10 protein-coding genes are annotated in these 14772 nt (G+C 37.6%); 3 read left to right on the top strand and 7 right to left on the bottom strand.

Features of this window, described 5'->3' with window-relative positions:
• Positions 1-8: 8 nt before the first annotated feature.
• From SBO79_RS10325 to SBO79_RS10295, 7 genes are all read right to left on the bottom strand, one after another.
• Positions 9-4346: a CusA/CzcA family heavy metal efflux RND transporter gene (locus tag SBO79_RS10325; protein WP_318640319.1), complete on the bottom strand. Its 4338-nt coding sequence runs from the start codon at positions 4344-4346 to the stop codon at positions 9-11.
• Positions 4347-4433: 87 nt separating this feature from the next.
• Positions 4434-4760: a DUF6660 family protein gene (locus SBO79_RS10320; protein WP_318640318.1), complete on the bottom strand. Its 327-nt coding sequence runs from the start codon at positions 4758-4760 to the stop codon at positions 4434-4436.
• Between the two features lie 137 nt (positions 4761-4897).
• Positions 4898-5749 carry an EamA family transporter gene (locus tag SBO79_RS10315; RefSeq protein WP_318640317.1) on the bottom strand — a complete coding sequence of 284 codons (852 nt, stop codon included), beginning with the start codon at positions 5747-5749 and terminating at the stop codon, positions 4898-4900.
• Positions 5750-5804: 55 nt separating this feature from the next.
• Entirely contained in the window at positions 5805-6566 is a 762-nt protein-coding gene (locus SBO79_RS10310; RefSeq protein WP_318640316.1) for a S1/P1 nuclease, read from the bottom strand.
• Between the two features lie 464 nt (positions 6567-7030).
• The gene (locus SBO79_RS10305; RefSeq protein ID WP_318640315.1) at positions 7031-7387 is read right to left on the bottom strand and encodes a TrkA C-terminal domain-containing protein; all 357 of its coding nucleotides are present in this window, start codon (positions 7385-7387) and stop codon (positions 7031-7033) included.
• A 310-nt stretch (positions 7388-7697) separates the two neighbouring features.
• On the bottom strand, positions 7698-9164 hold the full coding sequence (locus SBO79_RS10300) for a potassium/proton antiporter (protein WP_318640314.1): 1467 nt from the start codon (positions 9162-9164) through the stop codon (positions 7698-7700).
• Positions 9165-9302: 138 nt separating this feature from the next.
• The gene (locus tag SBO79_RS10295; RefSeq protein ID WP_318640313.1) at positions 9303-10652 is read right to left on the bottom strand and encodes an MATE family efflux transporter; all 1350 of its coding nucleotides are present in this window, start codon (positions 10650-10652) and stop codon (positions 9303-9305) included.
• A gap of 563 nt (positions 10653-11215) precedes the next feature.
• Here SBO79_RS10295 and SBO79_RS10290 point away from each other — a divergent pair.
• The 3 genes from SBO79_RS10290 to SBO79_RS10280 all read left to right on the top strand — a co-directional run bounded on the left by SBO79_RS10290 (position 11216) and on the right by SBO79_RS10280 (position 14638).
• On the top strand, positions 11216-12334 hold the full coding sequence (locus SBO79_RS10290) for a vWA domain-containing protein (protein WP_318640312.1): 1119 nt from the start codon (positions 11216-11218) through the stop codon (positions 12332-12334).
• Positions 12335-12417: 83 nt separating this feature from the next.
• On the top strand, positions 12418-13881 hold the full coding sequence (locus tag SBO79_RS10285; RefSeq protein ID WP_318640311.1) for a magnesium chelatase: 1464 nt from the start codon (positions 12418-12420) through the stop codon (positions 13879-13881).
• 232 nt (positions 13882-14113) lie between these two features.
• The gene (locus tag SBO79_RS10280; RefSeq protein WP_318640310.1) at positions 14114-14638 is read left to right on the top strand and encodes a hypothetical protein; all 525 of its coding nucleotides are present in this window, start codon (positions 14114-14116) and stop codon (positions 14636-14638) included.
• Positions 14639-14772 lie beyond the last annotated feature (134 nt).

Here is a 14772-nt window from a genome sequence, read left to right as displayed (position 1 = left end):
TTTTTTATTTATTGGTTGATCAGATAATTGATTTCTATGATAACCTGATTATAATTAAAAATACTTTCCAGATAAGTGTTTTCTATTTCATAAACATCATCCATCGCCTCGGTAAATTCGTGGTATGAAATCTGGCCCGCTGCATATTCCTTAACTGAATTTACTCTGATTGTTTCGGCTTGAGCCAAAGCGGTTTCTTTATAATATTGAATATTTGCCAGATAAGCTTCGGCAATAATTTGATACTGCTCAAGTTGAGTTTCCAATTGGTTTTGCACTAATTGTGCGTTCAATTCTTGCATTTCAATATTAGTCTTAGCTGCCTTATTCTTAGCAATCGTGCTTCCCGCAAAAATTGGAAGTGCTAGACCAACTGTAAATCCTTGAAATTGAAGTGACCCATCAACATCTACATCAACTCCGTTTTTCTCTTGAGTGCCTTGCATCGATTGCAAAAAATAACCTAATCTGATCTCAGGCAAACCCTCAGCTCTTACTACTTTCTGCTCTCCTTTTGCAACTTCAACTTCAATTTTAGCCAAAGCTAATTTTGAATTTAAGTCCACGAAAGCGTCATTTTTTGAAAAATTATTCAGCATAGGAACAAATAAAGTATCTGCCATCCTAAAATCCTTCAGTTGCAATAGCGACTTCAATTTAGATTTCTCCATAGCTTCTTGCGCTTTATTCAGCAAAATCTTGATGGATAAATCCTCTTTTCTGGCTTTCGCCGAAGTAAATTGAAGTTTACTAATATCTCCCGTTTCAAATCGACGACTACTATTTTTTTGCGCTTTAATTAGCAATGCTTCCTCTGATCCCAGCAGTTTATTTTGCCTTTTCATAAAAAGTATCGTATTCCAAGAGCTGCTAATTTCTCGGGTAATATCTTGGATAATATTCTGTTTCTTTAAAGATGCTTTCGAATAATTTGCTTTCAAAAGCTGCTTATTCGCACCAATTATAAAAGGATTAATCCCTTGAGTGATTTCCAAATTCTTATCATTCATAAATCCATTGAGTTGCCCAAATGAGGCTTTAACCTCAGTCTTCGGAATATCAAATCCTGATTTCAGCAATTGCTGTTGTCCTTTTTCATTTAATGTTGATGACTTGATTTGTAAATTGTTGTCTTGCGCCAATTCAATTGCTGATTGCAATGTCAATATAGGTGTTTCCTGCGCAGTGGCTTTCGCCGAAAGGCCTAAAAATAACAATATAACTACGGCTGAAGTACTTTTGATCTTCGATTTCTTTTCAACTAAATAGTATAGGATTGGTAGGATTATCAAGGTCAGAAAAGTTGCCGTAATCAATCCGCCAATCACAACAGTTGCCAAGGGTTTCTGCACTTCTGCTCCTGCCGAAGTACTCAATGCCATTGGCAAGAAGCCCATCGATGCCACTGATGCCGTTAAAATTACCGGTCTTAAACGCACTTTTGTGCCTTCTTTTATTCTTTGTAAAACATCGGCCATACCTTCAGCTTTTAGTTGATTAAAATATCCTATTAAAACAATTCCGTTCAAAACCGCTACTCCAAACAATGCGATAAAGCCAACTCCTGCCGAAATACTAAACGGCATATCTCGCAGCCACAAAGCGATAATTCCCCCGATTGCAGATAGCGGAATTGCAGTAAAAATCATCAATGATTGTTTGACAGATTTAAAGGTAAAATATAGTAAAATAAAAATCAACCCCAATGCCATTGGCACCGCGATCGCAAGACGTTTATTTGCTTCGATTAAATTTTCAAACTGACCGCCAAAAGTGGTGTAATATCCATCAGGAAGTTTTAATTCTGCATCCAATTTCTCTTGGATTGTATTGACCACCGTTTTCACATCTTCGCCTCTCACGTTAAATCCAACTACAATTCGGCGTTTTCCATCTTCTCTAGAAATTTGCATTGGTCCATCTTCATAAGCGATATCTGCTACTTGATCTAGTGGCACTTGATTTCCATTGGGCAAAGTCACAAATAGTGATCTCAAATTCGAAATATCCTGTCGTTTATCTTGATCGAGACGAACAACAAGATCAAAACGTTTCTCACCTTCGTACACATTACCCGCAACCTCACCAGCAAAGCCCATTCTGACAACGCGATTTAAATCTCCGACATTCAGTCCGTAATAAGCCATCTTGTCCTTATTGTAACGAACAACAATTTGTGGCAATCCCGCCACTCTCTCGGCTTGTGGATCTGTGACACCTTTGATATTCTGAATCATTTGCAATACTTCGTCGCCTTTGCTCACCAGTAAATCGATATCCTCTCCAAAGATTTTAATGGCGACATCGCTTCTTACTCCTGTCATCAGTTCGTTGAATCGCATTTGGATAGGTTGAGAAAATTCGGTGATAGCTCCAGGAATTACTTCCAACTCTTTTTCCATCATTTTCATCAGCTCTTCCTTGGTTTCTGCCGAAGTCCATTCAGATTTATCTTTTAATATAATCATCACGTCGGCAGCTTCCATTGGCATTGGATCGGTTGGAATCTCTGCCGAACCAATTTTTGAGACGATCATTTTGATTTCTGGAAACTTCGCTTTTAGAATCTGTTCGGCTTTTGTAGTCGATTCAATCTCTTGCGAAAGTGAACTTCCCGAAGCAATAATTAGATGGGTTGCAATATCGCCTTCGTCAAGGCTTGGAATAAATTCGCCACCGAGCGTATTAAAAATCACTAACGATAGTGCGAAAAATGCAATTGTAACGGCAAGAACTTCTCTTTTAAATTTCATTGCAAAATCTAATAGTGGTGTGTACCAACTGTGCAACTTATCGATGATTTTATCCGAATAATTTCGAGTGTGTCCCGTTTCTTTTTTTAGCGCAAGCGCAGCCATCATTGGCACATAAGTGAGTGAAAGAATAAATGCTCCCAAAATCGCAAATGAAACTGTCATTGCCATTGGTCCGAACATTTTCCCTTCAATGCCCACAAGCGCTAGAATTGGTAAGTACACAATTAGGATAATAATCTCTCCAAAAGCTGCACTATTCCTAATTTTTGATGATGCGGTAAAGACTTCTTCGTCCATTTCAACTCTCGAAAGTTTGCGCTTCTTGCCTATTTGAAGTCGGTGCACGATTGATTCGACAATAATTACTGCTCCATCGACAATCAATCCGAAGTCAATGGCACCAAGGCTCATCAAATTTCCACTTACGCCAAAAAGCTTCATCATCGAAATTGCAAACAGTAATGCTAACGGAATTACCGATGCTACAACAAGTCCAGCTCGCCAATTTCCTAATAATAATACGAGGATGAAAATTACAATCAGCGCGCCTTCGATTAAGTTTTTCTCTACCGTCGAAATCGCTCTGTCTACAAGTTGAGATCTATCCATAAAGGCCACCACATCTACGCCTTCTGGCAAAGATTTTTTAATCTGCTCCATTTTTTCCTTTACACGATTCACCACCTGACCGCTGTTTTCGCCTTTGAGCATCATCACCATTCCCTGCACATCTTCGCCTTGACCATCTTTGGTCACTGCACCATATCGAATACTGCTTCCTACTTGTACGGTAGCAACATCTCGCATTAGGATCGGAATTCCGTTCTGATTTTTGACTACAATTTTATTAATGTCGTCAATTCCTGTAAGCATTCCGATGGCTCGAATGAAGTAGGCATAAGGTTTTTTGTCAATATAGGCACCACCAGTATTTTCGTTATTTTTCTCCAAAGCTTCAAAAATATCGACAATTGTAATGTCCATACTTTTCAGCTTATCTGGATTTACGGAGATTTCGTATTGCTTGAGTTTTCCGCCAAGCGTGTTGACTTCTGCCACTCCCTTTGTACCAATAAGTTGTGGTTTGATAATCCAATCTTGAATCATTCGAAGTTCGATTGCATCAAATTTATCTTCAAATCCAGGCTTCGGAAAAACTATATATTGATAAATCTCGCCTAATCCAGTACTTACAGGCGCCATTTCGGGAGCGCCCATACCAGTTGGAATACTGCTTTCGGCCTCTTTTAATCTTTCAGAAATTTGAGCTCTTGCCCAGTAAATATCTGTGTCTTCGGTAAAAACAACGGTGATGACACTCAATCCAAATCTGCTAATCGACCGAAGTTCGACTACATTCGGAATCGGTTTTACCGCCTGCTCAATTGGATAAGTTATAAATTGTTCCACATCTTGAGTGGCAAGATTTGGAGAGGTTGTGATAATTTGTACTTGATTATTTGTGATGTCCGGAAGAGCATCAATTGGTAAAGTATAGGCAGAGTAAGCTCCAACTATAATTAATACCAAAGTGAATAGACCAATAATAAATTTATTACTGATACTAAAATGTATGATTTTATCTAACATTTTGTTGATGTAAAAAATTAGGGTTACGCTTACGCGAAATTGAAATGGATCACCTACAAAGGTGTAGTAATCCAAAGATGATAACGTTTATGCGTGAAGCTGTGGCGGTTGCCAAATACTTCCAAAAAATTTCGAAAACAAAGGAGTTTTGTAAGTAGAAATTGGAGTTTTTGAAATTTGAGAAATGCTCAAATTTGCAAAAAGTAAAGTTGAATTAAGATTTAAAATCGGAGTTCCACAGCAATTACAGATGCAGAAAGGAGAACAAGAATCGGCTTCATCAGGATGTGAAGCGTGATCGTGCGATTTTTCAATTTTGCTAAAATCCTGATTTCTATTCACAGCAATATCGGTGCAAGGCATTGCTGCAAGCATCGAAAAATAAAGGCTGAAAAGGAGAGTTAGAATTTTCACTATCACAAATTTAGAGCTTTTGACTCGATTTATGGTCAGAAGCAATCAATTTATAATGAATAAATGTTTAAATATAAGATAAAGTGAATTGTTATGTAATCTGGTTGTAGAACGGTGCAAACCAATTGCAACCTTTATCAATTTTGCGAAAGCACCACAAAGACAATCGCCATAATTCCCAAACCAATTCCGATATAGTTTTTTAGCGAAAGCTTTTCTTTAAAAATAAAGATCCCCAATAAACTACCCAAAACGATTACTCCAACGTTCATTCCTAAGAAAACCGTACTTGGATTATCAGAATATTGCTGATGTGCTTTTAAGTAGAAAAGGATGTTTCCGAAGTTTAAAACACCAGCAATTGCTCCAAAAAGAATATTCTTAGATTCTATTTTCTCCTTTTTTAAAATGTATTTCGCAATTAAAATCATGGACATAATCACAATTGCAATTCCAAAAATTATCAGCAAGGATGCTGTGTAAGGAAGTGTTGTAAAACCTGCGAGTTGTTTGAATAGTAAGTCAATTGTTGCGTAGCCTAAAAGTACAAGTGCAGGATAAATCCAATGACTTTTAGATTCCTTGCTTGGTTTGTCGAGGATTAGCAGAAACGCAATCAATGCAACCGCTACCGCAATTATTTTATAAGTCGAAAAAGCCTCATTAAAAATCAGCCAAGCGCCAATAAGGGATAAAAACAGCGACATTCTCTGTGCCGCATCGGTTTTGACAATTCCGCTATTCTTGATTGAAATTGCCAAAACGATAAAAACCGTTGGCAATAAAACTCCCAAAGTGCCATAAAGCAACCACGGCGTTTCAGAATTCACCAAACTAAAGTCTGGCACAAAGACAAAATAGGAAAGTAAAATTGCAAAAAAGTAATTCCAAAAAACGATTTGCGCGTCGTTGGAATGATACTTTTTCGCCACTTTAAAAACGGCGCCCACAGCCACACTGCAAGCGATACTTATTAATAATGATGTCATAGAAATCTGTATTCGCTAAGGTTTATTGCTACAAATAAGCACTAAAAGCGATTTTTTATTTAAAAGTCGAATTCATTATAGCAGCCAAACGAACACCCGCATCATAAAGTTGCTTCGTTACAAGTGGCTCAAATTTGTTCACATAATCCTGCGAAATCTTCGCACCTTTAAAATCATAAATAGATTCCAACTCACTGCGAGACTGATTTGCCCAATCAATTACGCTCGAATTCGCGATTTTTTTGCGGTTACTTTTACAAGTTTTATTCTCTTTTAAAACCTTTTTAGTAGTGATATTTTGCTTGCGTATAATTCCGCTATCAAAAAATCGGTGCAAATTGCTTCCCTTTCCTTCAAAGTTTATCTGAACCGTATTGCCACCTTTATCCGTTCCGTAACCCACGTGCATTGGCTGATGCAAGTCGCCCACAAGGTGAAAAATCATCTTAATTTTCTGTCGTACATCCGCATCCGACATCGATTTATAGTTTTTAAGCTCATTCATCGATTTCTGTAGTTCATCCAAAAGATTTCCACCATGAAGATGCTTTACCTCCTCGCCTTTTTCAAAATTTACGTAATGATACGGCTTCATATAGTCCATCGAGCGGTCATCTTTGATGACATCCATCCAGTTTGCCGCATCTTGAAACGTCATTCCATCGAGGTATTTAGTAACGATTTCCTTCGTTTGCTTATCCATATATTTAAAAGCAACTTCCGCTACAATTGCATGCCCCTCCTTGCCCCAAGCAGATGCAGAAGTCGAAAAACAGCTAATTATAACAGCAGTAAAAAGAATTTTTATAGTTTTCATTTACGATTTTTTGAAAGTTCAATTTTTTTAAGAAGTGCAAAGGTAAGCAGTCTCGATGATGTACTCACCAAATTATTTTATAAGTTATTGCCGTTGATTTTTTGGAGCTTTATCCCGCTTTTCTCTGCAATCCTTGGCAGCAATTTGCCGCAGCAGTCGGCATCCAAGGATCCCGATAGCTATCGGGACTAAGGTCGCTCTTACCTGCCGTTGCTGCAAAAAGGCAAATTGCTAGCCAAGGGATTTTCGTTGCAATCGGGGCTATGGGATCTCGTAAAATTTGAAATTTTGGTTTGAAATTGACCTGAAGTATTTTGAGAATAAAAGGACGACATCTCGAATTTTAAAGATGATTCTTGTAATTACCTTGAAGCCCTAGCCCTGATGGGAACGGCATCCTTTCCTGCCCCTTGTTTTGGGCAGGAAAGATATAGTGGACAGCAGGATAAAGCGCCAAAAAAATATTATAACACCTTCAACAAATTATTCTGAATCGATTCCATATCCTTGACATCGTTTGAGACAATATGCAAAATATCCTCAGCCAGCACAATCGTAGAGCCAGTGAGGATTATGTAGTTTTCTCCACGCTCAATCATACTTACAATAGTGGAATCTGGGAAGTGCAAATCGACAATTTTCTTGCCCGCAGCGGTTGCGTTGATTGCTATTTTTATGACTTGCAGTTCACTTCGCACCGAATCTACAATCTGCAAATCGGGCGGATCGAGTGCCAGCGCATCGTGTATCATATCGATTTGAAGCAATTTGGCCACCACGCGTGGTAATTCATAAAATCGTCCCCATGGGACTTTTTCCAAATCATCCTTCTGTAAACCCGCAGCTGAAGCTACGGGCTACAATAAAGTCGTCCCGCTGGGACTTATACGTTTAAGCTTGCTGCAATATTTGCAACTCTAACAATTCTTGTAATATTATTTTTTGCAAATAGATTTTAAAAATCAAGAAATATATTTCGCGGATAAAAACCCCTACGCCATCTTCATTAAATTATTTTGAATAAATTGTAACATTTTTTTTTACATTTTCACCTAATCATTGTTACAAAATTTAACCGCTATCCTTATCACATCTATTTCGTTTTTAAGAGCCACATTTTGAATAAAATTCCTACACCATCTTCAACAAATTATTCTGAATCGATTCCATATCCTCGACATCATTTGAGACAATATGCAAAATATCCTCAGCCAGCACAATCGTAGAACCAGTGGGGATTATGTAGTTTTCTCCACGCTCAATCATACTTACAATAGTGGAATCTGGGAAGTGCAAATCGACGATTTTCTTACCCGCAGCGGTTGCGTTTACGCCGATTTTTATTACTTGCAATTCACTTCGCACCGAATCTACAATCTGCAAATCTGCGGGCTGCACTGCCAAAGGATCATCAATCATATCAACTCGAAGCCACTTGGCAACCATACTCAAAGTGGTTCCTTGAATTAAAATTGAAGTCACCGAAATAAAGAAAACGATGTTAAAAATCATTGACGCTTTGTCGATTCCCGCCAATAATGGGTAGGTTGCGAATACAATTGGCACCGCGCCTCTAAGTCCGACCCAGGAAATATAAAATCGGCGGCGGAGTTTCATTTTAAAGAACATTAGGCTTAAAAAGACACTTAAAGGTCTTGCGACCAAAATTAGAAAAATCGAAATTGTGAGGCCTACTCCCATAACTGAAAATACTTCGGATGGGAAAACTAATAGTCCCAGGGTCAAGAAAAGAATGATTTGCATCAGCCACGCGAGCCCGTCGTACATTTTGAGAATAGCTTTTTTGTGAATTAGATCTTGATCGGAAAGGTAAACGGCGCAGATGTAAATTGCCAAGAATCCGTTACCACCAAAGAAATCGGTAGCCGAAAATGTGATAAACATTAGGGCAATTACCAGTACGGGATACAATCCTTCGTAATCTAAATTTATCGAATTTATGATGTATTTTATTAATCTTCCAAAGGCGAATCCCGCAAGAGCACCCAAAGCCATTTGCTGAATAAACATCGGAATTACGGACAAGAAACCCTGCTCTGGACTCATCACCAAGCTTAAAAAAGCAATGGTTAGTACATAAGCCATTGGGTCATTACTCCCACTTTCGAGTTCTAAAGCTGGTCGGAGATTCTTTTTTAGACCCAGACTATTTGCTCTCAAAATAGAGAAAACCGCCGCCGCATCAGTAGATGAAACGATCGAGCCAAGTAGTAAACTTTCGTAAATTGTAAAGTCGGTAACATAATAGACAAAAAATCCAACGGTAAGTGCGGTGAGTAAAACGCCAAGTGTGGAGAGTACTATTCCTTCTTTTAAAACCGGTTTGACTTTCTGCCAATTGGTATCGAGACCGCCAGAAAAAAGGATGAAGTTTAAAGCAACAATTCCGATGAATTGCGCAATTTCGGGATTGTCAAAATGAATTTTTCCGATTCCATCAGATCCAGCAAGCATACCAATTCCGAGAAATAATAATAAGGTGGGAACTCCATATTTGTAGGCGCGTTTGGCAACCACGATGCTTAAAAGCAGCAATAGAGAGCCTACAAGAAGAATGTTTTCTATAGTTAAATTCATTAAAGTTTCAGTAAAAAGTGATTTTCCTAAAAATAGAAAAATTTCGATTTAATTCTACTAAAGATTAGAATTATTATTGATATGTACCTAATATTTGTCCTTTGCAGCTACAATAGTAAGCGTGCTAACTCAAATAAATCATGTACTACTAATTGTACTTCTTTTTGACGAAGTCAATTTTTTGACACGTAAATATAGGAATATTGCCGATAGCGTAAGTCCAACGATAAATCCAGTCCAGATTCCAACTGCTCCCATTTCAAAGGTGAAAGCCAATAGGCAACCAATCGGAATTCCCACTACCCAATAGGCAATAAAGATGAAGATTGTGGGAACACGAACATCCTTAATTCCCCTTAATAATCCTGCAGAGATCGCTTGAATACTATCAGAGATCTGGAAAATTCCAGCGTAGAGTAACAACAGAGCGCTAAGAGTTACTACTTCTAAGTTGTCATTAAATATATAAGGAAGTTGATTTTTAAGCAAAATAAATACCAATGCACAGATGATTCCGTAGCCCAAAGCCACAATCATCGCACTTCGACTGATTAAGCTAATTAATGGCCAATTTTTCCGACCAAAAGCGTTGCTGGTTCGGATGGAGGCTGCTTGCGAAAATCCGAGCATTGCCATAAAAGTTACCGAAGCCAAGGTCAGTGCAATTTGATGTGCCGCCTGCTCTACCGCACCAATGGTTCCAACTAAAATTCCTGAAACCGCAAAAGCGCCGGCTTCCATAGAAATCTGCATACTTGTAGGCACGCCAATATGCAGCAATTCTTTCATTGTTTTCCATCTAAAAACCCATTGCTTTTTGCGTACGGCAACGTATCTCTTAAAAGTTGAATGTCGTAAAACAACCAATCCTAAAATCAGAAAAATAATTGTTCGAGTTATAAAAGTTCCCCAACCCGCTCCTACTAATTCCATTCGTGGAAAGCCAAGATTTCCAAAGATGAAAACCCAGTTTAGGAAGAAGTTTAGTGGCATTGCAATTAGCGAAAGTATCATCGCAGTTTTGGTGTATTCTAGACCGTCGGCAAATTGTTTTAAGGCAATAAATAACAACATCGGGATTATTGACCAACCCACAAGTCGCAAGTACGGAACTGCCAGCATTGCTACTTCGGGATCTTGATTGAGATGAAATAAGACGTCTTTTCCGAGTTCTAAACCTAGCGAAATAAGTAAGGCGGCAATTGCAGAAAGGCAAAAACCATTAAATAAATAATGACTTACAAGTTGCGAATCTCGCTGTCCATTGGCTTGACTTACTAATTGCGACACTGCAATGGTAATTCCAACGCCCATTACAAACGGAATGGTCATCACGCTACCCACAAGTGCGGCTGCAGCCAAATGTTTGTAGCTCACCGCTCCAACCATTGCCGTATCAATTAACCCTAATGCAATTTGCGCCAACTCTCCAAAGATTATTGGATATGCTAGGTTTAATGTTTTATTTCCTTGTGTTGTTAATGTCATCTTGATAAATGCGGAAATATTTTACGCTTCTAAATTATTTTTGAAGATGCAAAAATAACCATTGTTTTTTAGTTTAGGTATAAATATGGTCTTAATAACAAATAGATAATAAGACTTACTTCGAATGATTTAAAACACAATCAATTTTGAGTTAAATTTTAATGGGTTATGTTGGAGAAAATACTCCCATTCTTTTTATTTCAAAATCCTAAAACTTTTACAAAAGCTTCGTAAGAACTGAAACAGACTCTTTCTATGAGGTGTGCGGAAATCATTCTATTCAAATAACGTCTGAAATTAAGTTCCAATCTATGTTCTAATCGTCAATGAAAAACCCAAAAATGAATAGCTTCGGAAGAGACAAAATCGCTTCTCTCTATCCGCTTTACGGAAGATTACCGCCTAAAATTATAGCAGAAATCGTCTTGCGAGCTTTATTCTTTCCGAAAAGGAAAAAAATAGAAAGCTTGTCATTACTGTCATAAATGTGATTGAATCCTTTTAACTAAAGATTAATAATTGCTTGGCATCGGTGGAAGTTATAAGTAGTAAATTTATATTCTATGGAAAAAAGTTATAAAAAAGGATTTTCCTTTAAGCAATATGAGGCTCCGTATCAGTCCCCTTTTGATAAATTATTCGAAATATTTAAGGAGCTAATTGTCCATACTTCGGGCGATTTTGATGAAGCGATTGATTGGTTGCGGCAGTTGGATGAGGAATATAAGCTGACTACGGCTGAATATACGATCGATGATTTTATTGAAGATTTGAAAAAGAAAGGATATATCCGCGAGGAATTTGACGGTGAAGGCGGATCTGGAACGAAAATTACTTCAAAAACCGAACGTGCAATTCGACAAGCGGCTTTAGACCAAATTTTTGGCGCTCTGAAAAAATCAGGTGGTGGAAATCATAAAACCAAACATTCTGGCGCTGGAGATGAGCAAACGGGAGAATTCCGAAGTTATAATTTTGGTGATAATTACGAAAGTATTTCCCTGACCGAAAGTCTGAGAAATGCACAGGTAAATCACGGAATTGGCGATTTTAAACTCACCGAAGATGATTTGGTCGTGGAAGATGCGCAGTATAAATCGCAAATGAGTACCGTTTTGATGATTGACATTAGTCACAGTATGATTTTGTATGGCGAAGATCGAATCACGCCTGCCAAGAAAGTTGCGATGGCTTTGGCGGAATTAATTACTACTCGCTATCCAAAAGATACTCTTGAAATTTTAGTTTTCGGGAATGATGCCTGGCCCATAAAAATCAAAGATTTGCCTTATTTAAATGTTGGTCCTTATCATACAAATACCGTTGCAGGACTTCAATTGGCGATGGATATGTTGAGGCGAAAACGGAATACAAATAAGCAGATTTTTATGATTACTGACGGGAAACCGAGTTGTGTTCGTGAAAAAGATGGCACCTATTATATGAATAGTAATGGCCTTGACGAGTATATCACGGAGCAGTGTTACAATCAGGCGGCTCAAGCTCGGAAACTGCATATTCCAATCACCACTTTTATGATTGCGGATGATCCTTATTTGCAGAAGTTCGTGAATAAATTTACCGAAACAAATCAAGGAAAGGCTTTTTATACCGGACTTAAAGGACTGGGCGAAATGATCTTTCAGGATTATGAAACCAACAGAAAGAAGCGAGTTAAGTAATATTAATAGCTGAACTATCGCTTTAAATAAAATTACACAACTACCACAATAATAATTACATACTAAGATTTTTTAAAAATAATATGAAAACAGAAGATATAAAAACATTCGGCGAATTAAAGAATTCAGGATACATTTCAAAAAGTATTAAAGATGAATTACGCGATAATTTACGAAACAGAATAAAATTAGGACAAGCCGCTTTTGAAGGAATTCACGGTTTTGAAAATACGGTAATTCCAGAATTGGAACGCGCGATTTTGTCCAGACATAATATCAATTTATTAGGACTTAGAGGTCAAGCAAAAACCAGACTTGCGCGCAAGATGGTTGAGCTTCTTGACGAGTATATTCCGTATGTAACTGGATCAGAAATTAATGACGACCCCTTCGCTCCTATTTCGAGATTTGCTACAAATCTTCTAGAAGAAAAAGGTGACGATACTCCAATTTCCTGGTTGCATAGAAGTGAGCGTTTTTCTGAAAAACTTGCAACTCCAGATGTAACTGTTGCCGATCTGATTGGAGATGTCGATCCAATAAAAGCTGCAAACCTAAAATTATCTTACGCAGATGACCGCGTGATACATTTCGGAATGATTCCGCGTGCCAACAGATGTATTTTTGTAATTAACGAACTTCCCGATTTGCAAGCTAGAATTCAGGTGGCATTATTCAATATTCTTCAAGAAGGCGATATTCAGATTAGAGGTTTTAAATTGCGAATGCCGCTAGATATGCAGTTTGTATTTACCGCAAATCCAGAGGATTATACCAATAGAGGAAGTATTGTTACACCTTTAAAAGATAGAATTGGATCTCAGATTTTGACCCATTATCCAGAAACTATTGCGGTTGCAAGACATATTACCACTCAGGAATCGAAATTGAAAAAAGAGCAAATCGATGCAGTTTACGTGCCTTCGCTTGCTAGTGATTTGCTAGAGCAGATAAGTTTTGAAGCTCGTGATAGCGAGTTTGTAGATAGCAAAAGTGGTGTGAGTGCGAGAATGAGTATTACTGCTTTCGAAAACTTGATGAGTACTGCCGAAAGACGTGCGTTGATATTAGGAGAAGAAGAAACTACAGTTAGATTATCAGATTTTATGGGAATTATTCCAGCGATTACTGGTAAAGTCGAATTAGTTTACGAAGGCGAACAAGAAGGTGCTGCGATAGTTGCGCAACATCTAATGAACGATGCCATTCATACTTTATTTCCAGGTTATTTTCCAGAGATTGAAAAACTAGAACGCAATACTGAAAAATCGCCTTATGCTAAAGTTTTAGAATGGTTTTTCTCTGAAACTAATTTCGAACTATACGATGATATGACAGATGAGGAATATAAAGCGCAGCTGGATTCAATCACGCCACTTGACGATTTGATTAATACTTATCAACCGGAAGTCGTTGCCGAAGATCGTTACTTCTTAAAGGAATTTATCCTTTGGGGATTGGTAGAATACAACAAACTAAGCAAAGAACGCGTGGATCAGAAATTGCAGTTTAAAGATTTGTACGGAAGCTATATTAGCAAATTGTAAAATTATTGAATCAGCAATGATTCAGTATTTTTTTGCTTTAATTTTATAAAATAATTATTTCGTTGGGTAGTATTTTTACGCTAAGCAACTTAGTTTTTCGGGCCAAGATTCTATTATAGTTGCTAGAATCTTGCTTTGCAAAAGCAAAAAATTTGTATATTGCGACTATGCCACTTTTTTACGATGGCACGTTACCAATACAAATTTGAAAACAATTTAATATTATACAATAATGGATACAGATAAACTCCTCTTTATCAATTGGCCAAAGGTCACAATGGGATCAAATACCTTTATCGAAGTTCCTATAATTTTGAAATATGACAATCTAAATATGATTGAGATCATCAAAGAGGCAGGATTTGGATATACAACACAAATTCCAATTTTTGATGCAGAAGGGACTTATTTGGCTACAGCCAAAGGAAGCAGTTTGATTACAACTGAGGAATCTGCGATTGGAGATTTAACTTTAGATCACACTGGCGATATTACTACTTGCACTCTGGACGGCAAAATGCTGTTTGAAATCACCAGAAGTGATGGCGATGAATTTCTGATAAAGGCAGATCTTTTTACGCCTGAAGGTTACTCGATCAAATATATTTCGGACGAAACTCCAGAACTTTTTGACAAGCAAGGATCTGAAGTTCGACTGGGAGGAATTTTGAAGGACGAAAGTGTAATTGAAGGTTGCGATGTTGGTTTTTGGCTTACGCAAAATGGCACTTGCCGTTTTGGAGTAAATGAAGAATAATTTTGTTATGATAACTATACGAAAGCGGAAAATTGAATTTTAATTGATTTTCCGCTTTTTTACTTTTTGCAGATGGAGTTATAAGCGGACATTCTTAATGTCTAAGAAACCAAAATTTTTAAATCGTTAATATT

Source organism: Flavobacterium ardleyense (assembly GCF_033547075.1).
GTDB classification, from domain to species: Bacteria; Bacteroidota; Bacteroidia; order Flavobacteriales; family Flavobacteriaceae; genus Flavobacterium; species Flavobacterium ardleyense_A.
Note: the sequence above shows the minus strand (reverse complement) of the source record. Positions and strands in the feature narration are given on the sequence as shown.

What these genes read in the sequence shown, in the direction of transcription:
- SBO79_RS10280 (WP_318640310.1), top strand. Translation starts at nt 14,114, where the DNA reads ATGGATACAGATAAACTCCTCTTTATCAATTGGCCAAAGGTCACAATG.
- SBO79_RS10300 (WP_318640314.1), bottom strand. Translation starts at nt 9,164, where the DNA reads ATGAATTTAACTATAGAAAACATTCTTCTTGTAGGCTCTCTATTGCTG.
- SBO79_RS10295 (WP_318640313.1), bottom strand. Translation starts at nt 10,652, where the DNA reads ATGACATTAACAACACAAGGAAATAAAACATTAAACCTAGCATATCCA.
- SBO79_RS10325 (WP_318640319.1), bottom strand. Translation starts at nt 4,346, where the DNA reads ATGTTAGATAAAATCATACATTTTAGTATCAGTAATAAATTTATTATT.
- SBO79_RS10285 (WP_318640311.1), top strand. Translation starts at nt 12,418, where the DNA reads ATGAAAACAGAAGATATAAAAACATTCGGCGAATTAAAGAATTCAGGA.
- SBO79_RS10310 (WP_318640316.1), bottom strand. Translation starts at nt 6,566, where the DNA reads ATGAAAACTATAAAAATTCTTTTTACTGCTGTTATAATTAGCTGTTTT.
- SBO79_RS10315 (WP_318640317.1), bottom strand. Translation starts at nt 5,749, where the DNA reads ATGACATCATTATTAATAAGTATCGCTTGCAGTGTGGCTGTGGGCGCC.
- SBO79_RS10290 (WP_318640312.1), top strand. Translation starts at nt 11,216, where the DNA reads ATGGAAAAAAGTTATAAAAAAGGATTTTCCTTTAAGCAATATGAGGCT.